Here is a 16,650-nt window from a genome sequence, read left to right on the forward strand (position 1 = left end):
CAACCGCCCCCCCCCCGCCACCCCCCTCCCTAAACCCCCCCGGGCCGCCCCCCCCCCGCCCCCCGTTGTGGGGGTTGGGGGGGGGGGGCCCCCCCCCCCCCCCCCACAACTCACTATGCGTGGGGGCGCGACTCGCGGGGTTTGTGCGTGTTGGCGCTGGCTCGATCGGGTTGACGAGCACGACCTCGGCCGAACTGGAAATGTACGCTTCGTCGTTCGGCCTGCTCCGCCGCGACTGGTGGTGGCAATCGGATGAGGTGGCCTTTGGTGACGGACGCTGTGCGGGCACGCCGGGTCGTGCCCGCGCGGGTCCGCATCATGGGCTGGATGCTGCTCCTCATGGCGATCGTCCTGGTCACGGTGACACTCGTGACCAGGACGTTGCTCATGCAGCGGATCGACGCGGACGTCACGTCGGCGCTCGAGCAGGAGGCGGGCGAGCTGAGCCGCGTGGCGCGGGCCGGGGTGGACCGGGCGACGCGGCAGCCGTTCCGCAACGTGCGGGAGCTGCTGTTCAACCACCTCCAGCGCCAGCACCCGGACGACGACGAGGTGATCGTGGGCTGGGTGGCGCCGGGGGAGGTCCTCGCACAGGACCGCGCCGAGCCGTTCGGCCTGGCCACGCGTCCCGACGTGCTCGACCCGATCCTGGCCTCCGACGCGACCAGCGGGAGCACCCGGACCGACGCCGGAGAAATGCGGTGGATCAAGGTCGAGGTGACCGGGCGGGCGGGGGACCGGGGCGCGTACGTCGTCGGCTACCTCGTGGACCGCGACCGCGTCGAGATCGACAACACCATCCAGACGCTCGTCGTGGTGAGCGCGGCCGGTCTCGTGGTGGCGGCGCTCGTCGCGTGGGTGGTGGCGGGCCGGATCCTCGCTCCGGTCCGGCTCGTGCGGCGCGCGGCCGCCGAGATCACCGAGCGGGACCTGACCCAGCGCATCCCGGTGGCGGGCCGCGACGACATCGCCGCGCTCGCGTCGCAGTTCAACTCCATGCTCGACCGGCTGGAACAGGCGTTCGCCACGCAGCGGCGGTTCGTCGACGACGCGAGCCACGAGCTGCGCACCCCGATCACGATCGTGCGCGGCCACCTGGAACTGATGGGCGACGACCCGGCCGAGCGGGCCGCGGTGGTGCGGTTGTGCACCGACGAGCTGGACCGCATGGGCCGGATCGTGGCGGACCTGCTGATGCTGGCGAAGGCGGAACGCCCGGACTTCGTGCGGCCGGAGCCGGTCGAGGTGGCCGAGCTGACCACCGACCTCTACGCGAAGTGCCGGGCGCTGGGCGACCGCGCGTGGCGGCTGCCGTCGATCGGCGAGTGCACCGCCCACCTCGACCCGCAGCGCGTCACGCAGGCGGTGGTGCAGCTGGCGCAGAACGCCGTCCAGCACACGGCCTCCGGCGACGAGATCCAGATCGGGTCGTCCTGCCGCGACGGCCGCGTGTCGTTCTGGATCACCGACCGCGGCCCGGGTGTCCCGGCGGCCGACCGCGAGGTCATCTTCGGCCGCTTCACCCGGGGCTCGACGGGCGGCGCCGCCGGACACCGCGTCGGCGCCGGTCTTGGCCTCGCGATCGTCCGTGCCATCGCGGAGGCCCACGGCGGTACCGTCCGGCTCACGTCACCGGAGGGCGGGGGCGCGACGTTCGCGCTGGACCTGCCGGACCAGTCGTAGGGTCGCCGCCGGGGTGGCCCGGCCGCGCGGGCCGGGCCACTCGCCGACCTCAGGTCGCGTCGCCCGCCGACACCCGGGCGCCCTGCTTGGCGGCGGCCACCTTCTCGTCGAGCCGGCCCTCCCACGGGTCGAGCCCCGTCTCGTACTCGTCGTGGCGGCGCCACCACTCGTACGCCCTGCCCTGCGGGTGGCCCTCCGGCGAGTCCTCCCAGTCCTCCTGCCTGCCGAGCGCGGTGAGGTCGAGGTAGCTCCACGTGCTGCCCAGCGCCTCGTCGCCGCGGTGGTTGAGGAAGTACGTGCGGTACACCCGGTCACCGTCCCGGATGAACGCGTTGGTGCCGTGCCACTCGTCCACACCGAAGTCGACGTCGAAGCTGTCGGTGATCGAGTACCAGGGCGCACTCCACCCCATCTCGGCCTTCAGCCGCTGGATGTCCCGCTGTGGCGCGCGGGACACCCGCGCGTACGTGGTGTCCCGGGCGTTCAGGTGTGCCAGGTGCGCGACCTGGTCGGCCATCAGCGAGCAGCCGACACAGCCGCGCTCCGGCCAGCCGTGCACGCCCGGCTCGAAGAAGAACCGGTAGACGACCAGCTGGCGGCGGCCCTCGAACAGGTCCAGCATGCGCACCTGCCCGTCCGGGCCGTCGAACCGGTAGTCCTTCTCCACCGGCGTCCACGGCATCCGCCTGCGTTCGGCGGCCAGCGCGTCGTGCGCCCTGGTCAGCTCCTTCTCCCTTCGCCAGCAGCTGCCTGCGTGCGTCCTCCCATTCCTGGGCAGGGACGATCCTCGACGCCTTCATCGTGCGTTTCCTCTCGATCTTCCGGGACTACGCCGGCAACCGGGCGGGGAGGCCGGCAGCGATGACGAAGCGCGCGTCGTGGAAGTTGACCGCGCGCGAGAACCGGCCGTCGACGAGCGTCAGCACCCACAGACCACCGGCCACGAGGGCACCGGACTCGTCGCGGCGGTAGGTGGCCATGGCCGGTTCGCCGTTGGACCGGGTGGGCAGCGCCCGGTAGTCCCCGGCGAACGCGTTCCGCTCCAGGAACGGCAGGCACACGTGCACGCCCTTGAACCACACGGGGTGCGGCACGGCCTCCAGGCTGAAGTCGTCGTGGATGACGGAGCGGATGGCGGCGGCGTCCCCGGCCTCGAACGCCGCCACGTAACGGTCGAGCAGCGCACGTTCCGCCGCCAGGTCCGGCGCGGACGACCGCTGGTCGGCCAGATCCAGCTCGTCAAACCGGCTGCGGGCCCGCTGCAGGAGGCTCTTCACCGCCGCGACGCTGATGTCGAGCGTCTCCGCGATCTCGGCGGCCGACCACGACAGCACCTCCCGCAGCAGGAACGCCGCCCGTTGCCGCACCGGCAGGTACTGGAGCGCCGCGATCAACGCCAGCCGCACCGACTCCCGCATCACGACCAGCTCGCCCGGGTCGCTGTCCCGGTGGCCCAGCGCCGCGTCGGGCAGCGGTTCGAGCCACGCGATCGACTCGTCGGTGTGGATGGCGGTGTCCGGGTCGGTCGCCGGCGCGCCGAGCCCGGCGGGCAGCACCCGCCTGCTCCGGTGGTGCAGGGCGGTGATGCAGGTGTTGGTCGCGATCCGGTACAGCCACGTCTTCAGGGAGGAGCGCCCCTCGAACCCCGCCATGCCGCGTACTGCCCGCAGGTAGGTCTCCTGCACCGCGTCCTCGGCGTCCTGGTACGAGCCCGTCATCCGGTAGCAGTGCGCGACCAGCCCGTCGCGGAACCTGCCGAACTCGTCGTGCAGCCGCACACCGCTCTCCGGTGAGATCGCCTCTGAGGACACGTCGTACTCCTGCCTGCCCGTCGGTCCGGGCTCCTTCATTGGACATCGTGCGCGGGGAAAAGGAATCGCTACGGCGCCCGCGGGTCGCGGCCGAGCGCGGCCAGCAGCCGCTCGGCGACCGGCCGGTCACCCGGCAGGGCGACCGGGTCGGCGAACACGCCGCGCCGGGTGTCGTCGTCGAGCACCAGCGGCAGCTCCGCGAGCAGTCCCGCGGCGAGGTCGCCGGGAACGGGCCGGGCGCACCCGGCTCCTCGCGCGGCGTCCCACCCGTGGGCGGTCGCCTCGATCGCGCCGACCACGACGAGCTGGCGACACCGCAGCGGCAGGCCGTCGACGTCGACCGACCGCCTGCCCAGCGGGTCCCGCGCCGCGTCGGTCAGGCACGCCGCCGCGTCGTCGAGCTCGCGACGCAACGTGCCCACCGTGACCGGCCCCGTCGTGGCGCCGACCGGTTCGGGCACGGCACCGGAGACCAGGGAGGTGGCCAGGAACCGCAGCGACTGCGTCAGGTGCACGAGGACGTCGGCCACGGTCCACCCGGCACACGCCGACGGACGACCGAGGTCGGCGAGCGTGATCCGTGCCGCCGACCCGGACGCGTAGTCGAGCGCGGGCGCGAGCAGGTTCCTCGTCATCCGCCCGTACGCAGCCGCTCGAGGGCGCCGCGCATGGCCGCCAGCCCGCCCATGTAGAAGCGGGGACCGAACGACACCCGCGCCACCCCCAGCGCCGCGAGCCCCGCCAGGTCGAGGGTGTCGCCGGTGTTGCCGTTGACCGGCCCCACCTCCGCGACCAGCGTGGCGAGGTTGTCGCGGGTCGACCCGCCGACCGGGTACACGCAGTCCGCGCCCGCCTCCCGGTAGAGGCGGCCGCGCCGGACCGCTTCGGCCAGCCGGTCCTGCTCGGGGATCCCGCTGACCGGCAGGAACACGTCGGTGCGGGCGTTCACGACGACCGGGACCCCGGCCTTGTCGGCCGCCGCCCGCACCGCGGCGATCCGCTCCGCCTGCTCCTCGGCGACCACCAGCCCCCTGGCCCGGTGGTCGACGTCCTCGAGGTTGCAGCCGACTGCACCCGCGTCGAGCAGCCGGGCGACGAACTCGTCCGGTTCGAGGCCGTAGCCCGCCTCCGCGTCCATGGTCACCGGCACGGGCACGGCGGCGGCGATCCGTGCGGTGGCGGCGAACATCTCCCGCCACGGCGCCTTCTCGCCGTCGTCGTGGCCGAGCACGTCGGCGACGGCGGCGCTCGACGTCGCCACCACGGGAAACCCCTGCTCGACGACGAGCTCCGCGCTCGCCTCGTCCCAGGCGTTCGGCAGCACAAGCAGCGGACCGTCGTGCAGTTCGCGCAGCAGGTCGGCGTGTGCTTTGAGGTCGGACATGACTACACCTTTCGTGGGATGACGGCACCGGCCAGCACACCCGCGACCGCGAGGCCCGCACCGGTCAGGACAGCGGCGGTGAAGCCGTCGGTGAACGCCGCGCTCGACGCGTAGCCCCCGGCCGACGAGAACCCGACGACCAGGACCGCCACCCCGAACGCGCCGCCGAGCTGACGCATCGCGCTGAACGCGCCGGACGCCTTCCCGACGAACCGCGGCTCGACGGCGGTCAGCACCGCGGACTGCGCGGCGGGCAGGCACATCGCGATGCCGGAACCGGAGAGCACCATCGGCACCGCGATCGCCCAGTAGCCGACGTCGGGGTCGGCGACGAGCGCGAGCCAGACCATGGCGACGGTGTGCAGCCCCAGCCCCGCGACGATGAACGGCCGCTCACCGAACCGGCCGACCAGCCGCCCGGTCCACTGGGGGATGACTGCCGTGGCCAGCCCCCACGGGACTAGCCCGAGACCCGCCGCCAGCGGCCCGTACCCGAGCCCGGCCTGCAGGAACTGGGCCATGAAGAACACCACGCCCAGCGCCGAGGCCCAGTGGAAGAAGATCACGACGTTGCCCGCCGAGAACCGGCGGGAGCCGAACAGGTGCAGCGGGAGCATCGGGTGTGCCGCCCGGCGCTGCCACCAGACGAACGCACCGAGCGCCACCAGCCCGGCCACGCCGGTGCTGAGCACCTCCGCGCTGGTCCAGCCCGCCGTGTTGCCCTGCACCAGCGCCCAGACCAGGCCGAACGAGCCGACGGTGACCAACGCCAGGCCGGGCACGTCGATCGCCCGGTCCGGGCCACGGCTCTCCTCGATCCGCGTCACGGCCAGGTAGACGAGCACCGCGCCCAGTGGCACGTTCAGCCAGAAGATCCACGGCCAGGAGATGCCCGCCACCACGGCGCCGCCGAACAGCGGCCCCAGCGGTACGGCCACCCCGCTCACGCTCGCGAACACACCGAGCGCCCGCGTCCGCAGCTCGGGCGGGAACGCGGCCGCCAGCAGCGCGAGGGCCAGCGGCATGACGAACGCGGCGCCGGCACCCTGCAGTACGCGCCCGGCGACCAGCGTCGCCACGTTCGGCGCGACCGCGCACGCCAGCGACGCCACCGCGAACACGGTCACCCCGGCCGCGAACACCCGCCGCCGGCCCCAGCGGTCACCGGCGGTCGCGGCGGTCATGAGCAGGACGGCGAAACTCAGCCCGTAGGCGTTGACCGTCCACTCCAGCTCGGCGACCGAGGCGCCGAGGTCCGTCCTGATCGCCGTCAGCGCGGTCGCGACGACCAACGCGTCGAGCACGACCATCAACGACGCGATCGACGTGATCGCGAGCACCCACGTCCGCTGTGTCGTCGGCGTCGCACTGGTGACCACCACGGTCTCCTCCTGGCCCGGTCGTCCGTCCACGGAGACTTGGACACCGGCGGCGCGCGGAAGGAATCGGTGGCGGCCTACCTGTTTTCGTGGATGATCGTTTCCGGCCGCAGCGGCCACTCCGACGTGGTGAGACCGAGCCGGTCGTCGTAGGGGTAGCGGTCGTACTCGTCGGTCCACCGCACCGTCCTGGTCGAGGTGGAAGCCGTCCGCGTCGGCGTAGAACCGCGAGAAGCTGGTCCGCCACTGCGAGTTGGAACCCCAGCCGTGCGACGGGGCGTCGGACGGTCGCGGATCACGCCACTCGCAGAAGCCGCCCGATCGGGTGAAGGTGGGGTTGTTCCGCAACGGGGCGAGACGACTTCGCGATGGGCGGGTGACCGAGAAGAGGGAGATGCTCATGCGGATCGTCACGGTGCTGGTGTCAGCGGGAACGTGTGCTGTCGTGGGCCTGATGGGCGGATGCGGAACCGGGACGACACTGGAGGAGACGACCACCACCGTGACCGTCGAGGAACCGGCGGCCGGGCCCGACGCCACGGGGGCCGCGGAGCGGCCACCCGCGGCCGCCCAGTGGACGATGCCCAACCTCGTCGGGGAGACGCTCCAGGACGCGCAGGACCGGATCCAGGCGCTCACCGGCGGTGCCGTCTTCCTCACCGTGTCGCACGACCTCACCGGGCAGGACCGCAACCAGGTGCTCGACCGGAACTGGCGGGTCTGCACCCAGAACCTCGCCCCGGGCGAGGCGTTGTCTCCGGAGTCGGAGGTCGACTTCGGAGTCGTCAAGCTCGACGAGTCCTGTTGACCCGCCACGTATGGTCGAACGAAACTAGAACAAGTTACAGTTGCGGCCGGGTGTGGTGGATCGAGGAGCGGGCATGGCCAAGAAGGTGCCACGTGGCAGTGAGGCCGACTACGTGGTCGTCGGCTCGGGCAGTTCGGGGGCCGCGATCGCGGGCAGGCTGGCCGAGTCCGGCGCGAGCGTGATCGTGCTCGAGGCGGGCAAGGCCGACCGGAACCTGCTGGTCACCAAGCCGGGCATGATCGGCCCACTGCACTCGGTGCCCCAGCTGAAGAAACTCGTCGACTGGGGCTACTACTCGGTGCCGCAGAAACACCTTCTCAACCGGCGGATGCCGGTGCCGCGCGGCAAGGTGGTCGGCGGCTCCAGCTCCGTGAACGGCATGGTGTACGTCCGAGGCAACCGCGCCAACTTCGACTCCTGGGCCGCCGAAGGCAACGCCGGCTGGGACGCCGACAGCGTGAACGCCGCCTACAAACGCCTGGAGGACTTCGAGGACGGCGAGAACGCGTTCCGGGGTGCAGGCGGGCCGATCCGGGTCACCCGCAACAAGATCCCGCAGGAGGGCGCGCTGCAGTTCCTCCAGGCCACCGCCGACACGATCGGCTGCCCGGTCCTCGACGACTACAACGCGGCGTCGCAGGAGGGCGTCAGCCGGATGCAGCAGAACGCCGCCGACGGGCTGCGGTACAGCGCCTCACGCGGTTACCTCCACGACCTCGCGCCCGCGACGCTGGAGCTGCAGTCCCGGGTGCTGGTGACCAGGGTGGTCATCGAGAACGGCCGTGCGGCCGGGGTCGAGGTCACCGACCCGGACGGCACCCGGCGGACCGTCCGCGCGGGCAGGGAGGTCATCCTCTCCGCCGGGTTCGTCGGGTCCCCGCAGCTGCTCATGCTGTCCGGTGTCGGCCACGCCGCGCACCTGCGGGAACACGGCATCAGCGTGGTCGCGGACCTGCCGGTCGGCGACAACCTGCACGACCACATGTTCCACGCGATGACGTTCCAGGCGTCGTCGAGCAGGCACAAGGGTACCGCGCCGTACTTCGCCACGGGCCTGGCCAGGGAGCTGATGCGGCCCGGCAGCACGTTCATGGCGAACTCCGTGTTCGAGGTGCTGGCGTTCCTCAAGACCTCCCAGGCCCGCGACGTGCCCGACCTCCAGCTGCACCTCCTGCCGTGGGCGTACGTGTCGCCCAACCAGGACGAGCCGATCCGGCACAAGGTCGACAAGCGCACCTCGCTCACCGTGCTGGCGACCCTCATCTACCCGAAGAGCCGCGGCACGCTGCGGCTCGCGTCGGCCGCCCCGACCGCGGCCCCGCTGATCGACTTCCAGTACCTGGCCGACCCCGCCGACCTCGAAGTGCTCGGCGAGGGTTCGGAGATGGTGCGCGAGATCTTCGCGTCACCGGCGTTCAACGGCTCGATCAGGGCCGAGACCCACCCCGGCGAGCGGCTGCGCGGCCAGGAGCTGCGCGACGCGATCCTCAACCGCGCCACCTCGGTCTACCACGGCGTCGGCACCTGCCGGATGGGCGTCGACGACCTCGCCGTCGTGGGGCCCGACCTCAAGGTCCGTGGCGTCGACGGGCTGCGGGTCTGCGACGCCTCGATCATGCCGTCGATCACCGGCGGCAACACGAACGCGCCCTGCATCATGATCGGTGAGATGGGGGCGCGGCTCGTCCTCGCGGGAGGAACGCCATGACCGGCACCCAGCTCGCGATCACCCGCCCGGCGACGGTGACCGACGCGTTCCTGCGGCAGCTCGTCGCCCGGGTGCCGGGTTCGTCCGGCGCCGCCTGGAAGCTCACCGAGGTCTACACCGGCGACGTCCTCGTCGAGCTGCCGCAGTCGACGCCCGCCGACATCGAGCAGGCGTTCGTCACCGCTCGCGAGGCACAACGGACGTGGGCCGCCACGCCCGTCCGGCAGCGGCTCGCGGTGTTCGACCGGGCGCACACGATCTTCGTCGACAACGCCCGGACCACCGCCGACCTCATCCAGGTCGAGAGCGGCAAGAACCGGCGGATGGCGATCGAGGAGACCTGCGACCCGCCGATGGTGATGAGCCACTACCTCAAGCGGGCCGCCGGACTGCTCGCGCCGGTCCGGCGTGGCGGGCCGGTGCCGTTCCTGAGCAACTCGACCGAGATCCGGCAGCCCAAGGGCGTCGTCGGGGTCATCGCCCCGTGGAACTTCCCGTTCGCCACCGGCATCTCCGACGCCATCCCCGCGCTGATGGCGGGCAACGGCGTCGTGCTCAAGCCCGACAACAAGACGGCGCTCTCCCCGCTGTACGGCATCCGGATGCTCGAAGAGGCCGGGCTGCCGAAGGGCCTGTTCCAGGTGGTGTGCGGAGAGGGACCGGACGTCGGGCCAACGCTCATCGACAACGCCGACTACGTGATGTTCACCGGCTCCACCGCCACCGGCCGCGTGATCGGCGAACGGGCGGGCCGCAACCTCATCGGCTGCTGCCTCGAACTCGGCGGCAAGAACCCGATGGTCGTGCTCGACGACGCCGACATCGCCGAGGCTGTCGAGGGCGCGGTGTTCGGCGCGTTCGGCAACACCGGGCAGATCTGCATGCACGTCGAACGGATCTACCTGCCCGAGTCCCGCTACGACGAGTTCGCCGACGCGTTCGTGGCCAGGGCGAAGGCGCTCGACGTCCGCGCCGCCTACGACTTCGGCCCGGAGATGGGCTCACTCGTGTCCGTCGACCACATGCACCGCGTCAGGTCCCATGTGGACGACGCGGTCGCCAAGGGTGCCACCGTCCTCTGTGGCGGCAGGCCCCGCCCGGACCTCGGGCCGGCGTTCTTCGAACCGACGATCCTCGAAGGCGTCACGAAGGACATGCTCTGCGGCGTCACGGAGACGTTCGGTCCGGTCGTCGCGCTGCACCGCTACCGCACCGTCGACGAGGCGGTCGCGCTCGCCAACGACACCGACTACGGCCTCAACGCGTCCGTGTGGGGCGGGAACATCGCCGCGGCGCGGGCGGTGGCCGCGCGCGTCGAGGCGGGCAACGTCAACATCAACGACATCCTGGCCACCGCGTTCGCGTCCAAGGGCACCCCGTCCGGCGGTGTGAAGAACTCCGGCGTCGGCGTCCGCCACGGCGACCAGGGCCTGCTGAAGTACACCGACGTGCAGAACATGGCGGTGCTCAAGAAGCAGGTCATGGGCCCGAAACCCGGCCAGGACTACGGGAGGCACGTGGAACGCGTGCTGTCGGGCCTGAAGATGATGCGGCGCCTGCGCATCCGGTGACGTGGACGGCCCGGCTCCCACCGGACCGTCCACCTCAGCCGATCAGAAACCCATGCGACAGCCGGACAGGACGATCTCCTGGCCCAGCAGTGTCACCACGCGCACCGAGTACTGCGCCAGCTGCCCGTTCGGACCGTTCACCGTCTGGTTGAGGTACACGGTCGCCACGAGCGGGATCGAGACGGTCGTCGGCGCCGTGCCGATCGGCTGCCCGTTGAGCGTGCCCACCCTGGACGACCCGCTCAGGCCGCTTTCCGTTGCCACACAACGGGTCTCGATGTCGGTCAGTCGGATCGCGCCGCCCAGGAGGTTCGCGCCGCTGATCTCCGCGGCGGCGTCCGTGTGGCCCGTCGACGGGTCGAGCGTGCACTCGGCGTGCAACGCCTGCACCGTCGCGAGCCCGGGCACCGACAGGCTCGCCGTGGTCAGGTCGCTGTTCGGCGGGCAGGTGGCGTGCGGGGTCTTCGACACGGTGATCACCCCGCTCGCGCTGATGCCCCATGCCTCGGCGCGCACGTACGAGACCAGCTTGACCACCGCGGTCGCCGAGCCGCCGTCGTCGTCGGTGACCGTCACGACCACCAGGTGCGCGCCGACCCCGGTGTAGGTGTGCTCCGCCGCGCAACTGCCCGAGCCCGCGCCCTGGTCGACCGTGCCCGTCACCGGCGCCGAGCCGTCGTCGAAGTCCACCGAGCACGTGTGCGTGTCGTTGGTGGCGATGTCGGTGAACGGCGCGGTGACGGTCACCGGCGTGCCGCGCAGCACGAGCGTGCCGTCGGCCGGGTCGGCGACGGTGACCGAGGGGGCGACGTTGGTCAGCGTCAGGTCGGCCGTGGCCGACACCGGCGGGTTCAGCCCGTCGTCAGCGGTGAGGCGCAGGGTCCACACGCCGTCGTCGGTGCACGTCACGGTCGTGTCGACGGCCGAGGCGTCGGCGAAGGCACAGGTCGCGCCCGCGTCCACACCCGAGGCCGGGGTCGCGGTCCACGTCGTGGTGAGGTTCGGCCCGTCCGGGTCGGTCACGAGACCGGCGATCGCCACGGGGGTGCCCTCCTGGCCCGCGTACGGTCCGCTCGGGTCGACCGTCGGCGGGTCGTTGACGATCACGGTCACGCAGTCGGTCACGGAGCCGTTGCCGCCGTTGTCCTCGCCGTGGGCGGTCACGCAGATCTCGTGCGTGCCAGAGGCGAGCGGGCCGGTGGCGTACGAGTAGTCCACAGTGGCCGGACCGTTCTGCGGCAGCCCGGGGCTGATCGCGGTCACCGGCGCCGCCGGTCCACCGTCCACACTGGCCGTCAGGGACGAGAGCTCCGACGCCAGCAGGTCCGGCAGCACGTCCGGCAGGTTCGCCGGGTCGGGCACGTGGGTGCACTCACCACCGGTGCGGTCGGCGATCAGTTGCAGGCTGTCGCTGTACGGGCCGCTCTGGCACGCGGAACCGGTGCCGACGGCGAAGGTGTGGATGTCGACGTTCGCGGGGACGGCGTCCAGCGCCGAGTTCACGTCACCGATGGACGCGCCGTCGGACAGGAACGCCACGATCTTGCGCGACTCGTTCTGCGCGTCGGTCACCGTGGTCGCCTTGACCACCGCGTCCGGGAAGTACGTGCCCGTGACGACGTCGCGCTCGGAGAACTCGCCGACGTGCCCCTGGCTCATCGAGCCGAGCACCTCCTCGACATCCCTGGTGCCGTTGGAGTTGTCGTCGGTGGCGGGCCCCGTCAGCACCTGGTCACCGTCGGCGGGCCGCACGTCCGCGACGGCCGCCGAGGAACCGAAGATGACGGCCCCGACCGTGCCGACGGGGGAGGCGGGGTCGGCGGCGAGCGCGTTGAGCGCCTGCGACGCCTGCACCTCGCACTGGAGCACGGTGCGTGCGCTCCCGTCACACGACGCGGCCGTGCTCCCGGACACGTCGACCACGTAGGTGAGCGCGGTGTCCTTCACGACCGCGGCCTCACCCACCGACGCCGTGCCCTCGACGGTCACCGGCCCCTGCGGGAACACGGTGTTGTCGGCCGGACTGTCGATGGTCACCGAGATCGCGGTACCACCGGGCAACTGCCCGTCGACGGCGACGGCCGTACCGGTGAAGAGGGCCATCGCCATGAACGCGGAGCTTCCGGACAGTGCCAGGGTTCTTCGGGTCATCCCGTCACATCCTCGTTGTTGGTCGGATCCCCGCACCTTTACATCGGAAGGGAGAACCTCCCGTTGCTCCAACGATTCGGTGAACGAACACCACCTGACCGGCCCATCCCCATGACGAACGTCATGGCCCATGCGGGTGACGAACGGCAGGAAACCGTTGCGTCACTGGGCCGGAAGCGTGTCAAGGACGTGCGCTGTCGGGTGTCCACCGCATCGACACCCGCGGCCCCGCGATCCGCTCGACCTCGAACCCGAGCCGGGCGTAGAGGGCCCGCGCGGGGTTGTCGACGAAGACGTTGAGCCGGACCGGAACGCCGCGCCGCCGCGCTGCCCGAAGGATGCCCCGCAACAGCTGGGTTCCCATGCCGCGCCCCTGCACCTCGGGGAGCAGCGCGATCTCGTCGACGAAGTCGCACTCGCCCTCGTGGACGACACACACGTAGCCGACGGGGCGACCACTCGCCTCGACCACGGCGAAAGGCAGATCGGCGAATTCCCGGTCAGCCGTCGCGCGCTGTTCGGCGTCATCCCACGGAGACGTCTGCTCAACGTACGCACGCAGGGTCGCCCGCCTCGTCTCGAAGAGAAAATCCCGATCGGTGGGGAGAGCAGGACGAACCCGGAGGTCGTGGAAGCGCACGTCGTGTTCGTGTTGGGCGTCTTCCATCTCGCGATCGGTCACTGAGCGCGCGTTAGCGGATTCCGCGGGCGGCGTCCTGGAGAAGGGTGGGGACCGAGGCGACCGCTTCCACGGCGACGCCGCGGAGACGGCTTTCCAGGGCCAGATCGCCGGTGTAGCCGACGGTGGTCAACGCGGCGATGACACCGGCCCAGTCCACGTGTCCCGCACCCGGCTGGAGCCGGTTCGAGTCGCTCACCTGTACGTGGCCGAGGTAGGAACCCCAGCGCCGCAGGGCATCCGCCGGGTCGTCCTCCTCGATGTTCATGTGGTAGGTGTCCGCGCCGATGCGGATCGACGGCAGGCCCACCTCGTCGATCAGGCTCGCCGCCTGCTCCAGGCGGTTCACCATGTGGTCCTCGTAGCGGTTGAGGGGCTCCAGGAACAGGGAGACGCCTTCGGCCGCCGCGTGCTCGCCCAGTTCCGTGAGCCCGGTCACGAGCACCTCGCGGTCCTCGGCCTCGGTGCGGGGTGGCTCGAACGGGGGGAGTCTGCGGGAGAACATGCCGTAGGACGCCGGGGTCATGGCCCCGACGCCGCCGAGTTCGGCGATCACCGTGAGCTGGGAGCGCATCTGCGTGATCGCGTCGGCGCGCAGGGCCGGGTCGAAGGCGCCGAAGAAGTGGAGCATGTCCACGCAGACCGTGCGCATGACGACGCCGTCGGCGGCGGCCTTGCGTAGTTCCGGCAGTCGCTTCTCCAGCGCCAGGTCGCCCTTGCCGCGCAGTTCGATCGCCGCGTAACCAGCCTTCGTGGCGAAGGCCCATTTCTCCGTCAGCGTCTCGCCGGGCAGCATCTGCTCCTGGCAGGTCACACTGATCATTCAGCTCTCCGTGTAGTCGAGGACGACCTGGAGCGCCTCGCCGGGGCGCTCGTCGAGCAGCTGGTACGCCGCCGCGACACCGTCGGGTACCCGCACGCGGTGGCTCACCAACGCCACCGGGTCGATCGCGCCGTCTGCGGCCAGTGCGAGGAACGTGCGGTTCATGCGGTCCTGGTCCCAGCGACCCGCGAGCCTCGGCGGCGGCCCGCCGATCTGCGAGGACACCAGCTCGACCCGATTGTGATGGAACTCCTCGCCGAGACGCAGGCCCATCGCGTCGCCCTGGTAAAACCCCGCCGCCACGACCCTGCCGCCGACCGTGACCGACCTGATCGCCTCGTGCAGCGCTGCGTGGGTGCCGGACAGCTCCACGGCGACGTCGGCGCCGCGCCCGTCGGTCAACGACCGGGCCAGCTCCGCGGCGCTGGTCTCCCGCACGTCCACCGCGGCGACCGCGCCGAACGCGGACGCCGTCGCGAGCCGCAACGGTATGGTGTCGCACGCTACCACCCGTGCCCCGGACAGTGTCGCGAGGCGGGTGGCGAGCAGGCCGATCACACCCTGCCCGAAGACCGTCACCAGCTCACCGAGGTGCGGCTCGGCGGCCAGCACGGCGTTGAACGCGACCGCGCCGACCCGCGCGAACGTGGCGGCCAGCGGGTCCAGACCTGGCGGGATCGTGTGACCGTCCAGTTTGGATGCCGGGACGACGGCCTCGCTGCGGTGCCCCCAGATGCCCCACACCACGTCGTCGACGGCGGGCATGCCGGGTTTGCCCGCAACGTCCGCGGACACCTCGGTGACCACGCCGACCTCCGAGTACCCCCAGCCGACGACCGGGTAGGGCGAGGTGGCGTCGCCCGGCACGAACAGCCGCTGTTGCTCGTCCCACGTGCGGTTGAGGTAGGGGTTGGTGCCGCGGTATGCGGTCAGCTCGGTCCCGGCCGAGATCCCGGAGTACATCGTCCGAACACGCAGGGAGGCGGGCGGGAGCGGTTCTTCGCCGGTCTCCACCACCTCCACGCGGCGCGTGCCGACGAACTGGACAACCGTGCCCAACGGACCTCCTTCGCGTCGTCTCCTCGTCGAAGCGGCAACCTACCTCACGGCTGATCTCATCGGTGCGCATCATCGCCACGGATCGAGCGCGGATCGAGTGGGTCGCGGTTCGCTGGAATCTTCTTCTCGTTACCGCATCGGGTCTTGTATGTGGCTTTCACACCTGTTTCGCTGGTGCGCTAGTTCGTCGGCAGGAGGTGCACATGATTCACCGGAGCATCAGGGCACTGGCCGTAGTGATGCCGATCGCACTCGCGATGACCGCGTGCGGCGGCGATGACTCGGGCGGCGGGGACGAAACGCTCCTGGTCTGGACCGTGGAGGACACGGCGGACCGGGTGCGGGCACAGGAGAAGCTGCTCGCGGAGTTCACCGAGAAGACCGGGATCGAGACCAAGCTCGTCGCCGTGGCGGAGGGGCAGCTGGCCACCGTGCTGTCGTCGGCGGCGTCGTCCGGGGAGCTGCCGGACGTCATCGGCGCGCTGTCGCTGCCGATCGTGAACCAGCTGCGCACCGACGACCTGCTGGACACCGACGCCGCCGCCGAGGTCGTCGACGAGCTGGGCACCGACACGTTCGCCGAGGAGGCGCTCACGCTCACCCGCGACGGCGACACGCAGCTGGCCGTGCCCAGCGACGGCTGGGCACAGCTCCTGTATTACCGCAAGGACCTCTTCGCGAAGGCCGGGCTCGAACCGCCCACCAGCTACGAAGCCATCCAGGCCGCCGCGGAACGGCTCGACCAGGGCGACGTGGTGGGCATCGCCGCGAGCACCACGCCCGCCGACGCGTTCACCCACCAGACCTTCGAGCACCTCGCGCTCGCCAACGGCTGTCAACTGGTCGACGACAGCGGCAAGCCGACGCTGGACAGCGACGAGTGCGTCGAGGCGTTCCGCTTCTACGGGGACCTGATCCGCGAGCACTCCGTCGCGGGCAACCAGGACGTGGACACCACCCGCGCCACCTACTTCTCCGGGCAGGCCGCGATGGTCATCTGGTCGTCCTTCCTGCTCGACGAGCTGGCCGGGCTGCGCAACGACGCGTTGCCGACCTGTCCGGAATGCAAGGCGGACAAGGCGTTCCTCGCCAAGAACACCGGTGTGGTCGCGGGGCTGACCGGACCGGACGGGTCGGAGGCGACCACGTTCGGCGAGGTCGTGTCGTTCGCGATCCTGCAGGAGGCCGCGACCGACCAGGCGAAGCAGCTGGTCACCTACCTGATGGGCGACGGCTACGCGGACTGGCTCGCGGTGGCGCCGGAGGGCAAGGTGCCGGTGCGCACCGGCACGGCCGACGACCCGCAGGCGTACCTGGAGCAGTGGCGTGGTCTCGACGCCGGCGTGGACACCAAGGCGCCGCTCGCGGAGTTCTACGACCCGGAGACGCTCAAGGTCGTCGAGGAGAGCCCGGAGACGTTCACCCGCTGGGGCTTCGCCCAGGGCAAGGGCGAGCTGGCGGGCGCGGTCACCGGACAGCTGGTCGTGCCGAAGGCACTCGCGAACCTGATCAGCGGCGGCGGCGACGCGAAGGCCGCGGCGGATGAGGCCAACGAGCAGACCGCGACGATCGCGGAAGAACTCGGCTCGTAGCA

At 71.4% G+C, this 16,650-nt stretch carries 14 protein-coding genes; 5 read left to right on the forward strand and 9 right to left on the reverse strand.

Annotated elements, in window-relative coordinates:
• The first annotated feature begins 267 nt into the window (after positions 1–267).
• Positions 268–1,683: an ATP-binding protein gene (locus tag ACIBVP_RS05010; protein WP_396104644.1), complete on the forward strand. Its 1,416-nt coding sequence runs from the start codon at positions 268–270 to the stop codon at positions 1,681–1,683.
• 49 nt (positions 1,684–1,732) lie between these two features.
• Here ACIBVP_RS05010 and ACIBVP_RS05015 read toward each other — a convergent pair whose 3' ends face one another.
• From ACIBVP_RS05015 to ACIBVP_RS05035, 5 genes are all read right to left on the reverse strand, one after another.
• Positions 1,733–2,365 carry a DUF899 family protein gene (locus ACIBVP_RS05015; RefSeq protein ID WP_396104645.1) on the reverse strand — a complete coding sequence of 211 codons (633 nt, stop codon included), beginning with the start codon at positions 2,363–2,365 and terminating at the stop codon, positions 1,733–1,735.
• Positions 2,366–2,510: 145 nt separating this feature from the next.
• Positions 2,511–3,533 carry an RNA polymerase subunit sigma-70 gene (locus tag ACIBVP_RS05020; RefSeq protein ID WP_396104646.1) on the reverse strand — a complete coding sequence of 341 codons (1,023 nt, stop codon included), beginning with the start codon at positions 3,531–3,533 and terminating at the stop codon, positions 2,511–2,513.
• A gap of 29 nt (positions 3,534–3,562) precedes the next feature.
• Positions 3,563–4,129 carry a TIGR03086 family metal-binding protein gene (locus tag ACIBVP_RS05025; protein ID WP_396104647.1) on the reverse strand — a complete coding sequence of 189 codons (567 nt, stop codon included), beginning with the start codon at positions 4,127–4,129 and terminating at the stop codon, positions 3,563–3,565.
• Positions 4,126–4,878 carry an isocitrate lyase/phosphoenolpyruvate mutase family protein gene (locus ACIBVP_RS05030; RefSeq protein WP_396104648.1) on the reverse strand — a complete coding sequence of 251 codons (753 nt, stop codon included), beginning with the start codon at positions 4,876–4,878 and terminating at the stop codon, positions 4,126–4,128. Before ACIBVP_RS05030 ends, ACIBVP_RS05025 begins: the two co-directional genes overlap by 4 nt.
• A 2-nt stretch (positions 4,879–4,880) precedes the next feature.
• On the reverse strand, positions 4,881–6,260 hold the full coding sequence (locus ACIBVP_RS05035; RefSeq protein ID WP_396104649.1) for a DHA2 family efflux MFS transporter permease subunit: 1,380 nt from the start codon (positions 6,258–6,260) through the stop codon (positions 4,881–4,883).
• Positions 6,261–6,633: 373 nt separating this feature from the next.
• On the opposite strand from ACIBVP_RS05035, the gene ACIBVP_RS05040 reads away from it, so the two are divergent.
• The 3 genes from ACIBVP_RS05040 (at position 6,634) to ACIBVP_RS05050 (ending at position 10,344) form a co-directional block, all read left to right on the forward strand.
• Positions 6,634–7,065, forward strand: a complete 432-nt coding sequence (locus ACIBVP_RS05040) for a PASTA domain-containing protein (RefSeq protein ID WP_396104650.1) — start codon at positions 6,634–6,636, stop codon at positions 7,063–7,065.
• Between the two features lie 73 nt (positions 7,066–7,138).
• Positions 7,139–8,773 (forward strand): GMC family oxidoreductase, encoded by a 1,635-nt coding sequence (locus tag ACIBVP_RS05045; protein WP_396104651.1) that lies wholly within the window; start codon positions 7,139–7,141, stop codon positions 8,771–8,773.
• On the forward strand, positions 8,770–10,344 hold the full coding sequence (locus ACIBVP_RS05050) for a succinic semialdehyde dehydrogenase (protein WP_396104652.1): 1,575 nt from the start codon (positions 8,770–8,772) through the stop codon (positions 10,342–10,344). The genes ACIBVP_RS05045 and ACIBVP_RS05050 overlap by 4 nt, the downstream gene beginning before the upstream one ends.
• Before the next feature lie 42 nt (positions 10,345–10,386).
• Here the strand turns inward: ACIBVP_RS05050 and ACIBVP_RS05055 are convergent, their stop codons facing one another.
• The 4 genes from ACIBVP_RS05055 to ACIBVP_RS05070 all read right to left on the reverse strand — a co-directional run bounded on the left by ACIBVP_RS05055 (position 10,387) and on the right by ACIBVP_RS05070 (position 15,056).
• A complete protein-coding gene (locus tag ACIBVP_RS05055; RefSeq protein ID WP_396104653.1) occupies positions 10,387–12,495 on the reverse strand; it encodes a choice-of-anchor P family protein in 2,109 nt (702 codons plus the stop codon).
• Positions 12,496–12,676: 181 nt separating this feature from the next.
• Positions 12,677–13,177 (reverse strand): GNAT family N-acetyltransferase, encoded by a 501-nt coding sequence (locus tag ACIBVP_RS05060; RefSeq protein WP_396104654.1) that lies wholly within the window; start codon positions 13,175–13,177, stop codon positions 12,677–12,679.
• 10 nt (positions 13,178–13,187) lie between these two features.
• Positions 13,188–13,997, reverse strand: a complete 810-nt coding sequence (locus tag ACIBVP_RS05065) for a sugar phosphate isomerase/epimerase family protein (RefSeq protein ID WP_396104655.1) — start codon at positions 13,995–13,997, stop codon at positions 13,188–13,190.
• The gene (locus tag ACIBVP_RS05070; RefSeq protein ID WP_396104656.1) at positions 13,998–15,056 is read right to left on the reverse strand and encodes a zinc-binding alcohol dehydrogenase; all 1,059 of its coding nucleotides are present in this window, start codon (positions 15,054–15,056) and stop codon (positions 13,998–14,000) included.
• A gap of 203 nt (positions 15,057–15,259) precedes the next feature.
• Here ACIBVP_RS05070 and ACIBVP_RS05075 point away from each other — a divergent pair, with 203 nt between their 5' ends.
• The gene (locus tag ACIBVP_RS05075) at positions 15,260–16,648 is read left to right on the forward strand and encodes an ABC transporter substrate-binding protein (protein ID WP_396104657.1); all 1,389 of its coding nucleotides are present in this window, start codon (positions 15,260–15,262) and stop codon (positions 16,646–16,648) included.
• Positions 16,649–16,650 lie beyond the last annotated feature (2 nt).

The sequence above is a fragment of the Actinophytocola sp. NPDC049390 genome, from assembly GCF_044466355.1.
In the GTDB taxonomy this organism is placed as follows: Bacteria; Actinomycetota; Actinomycetes; order Mycobacteriales; family Pseudonocardiaceae; genus Actinophytocola.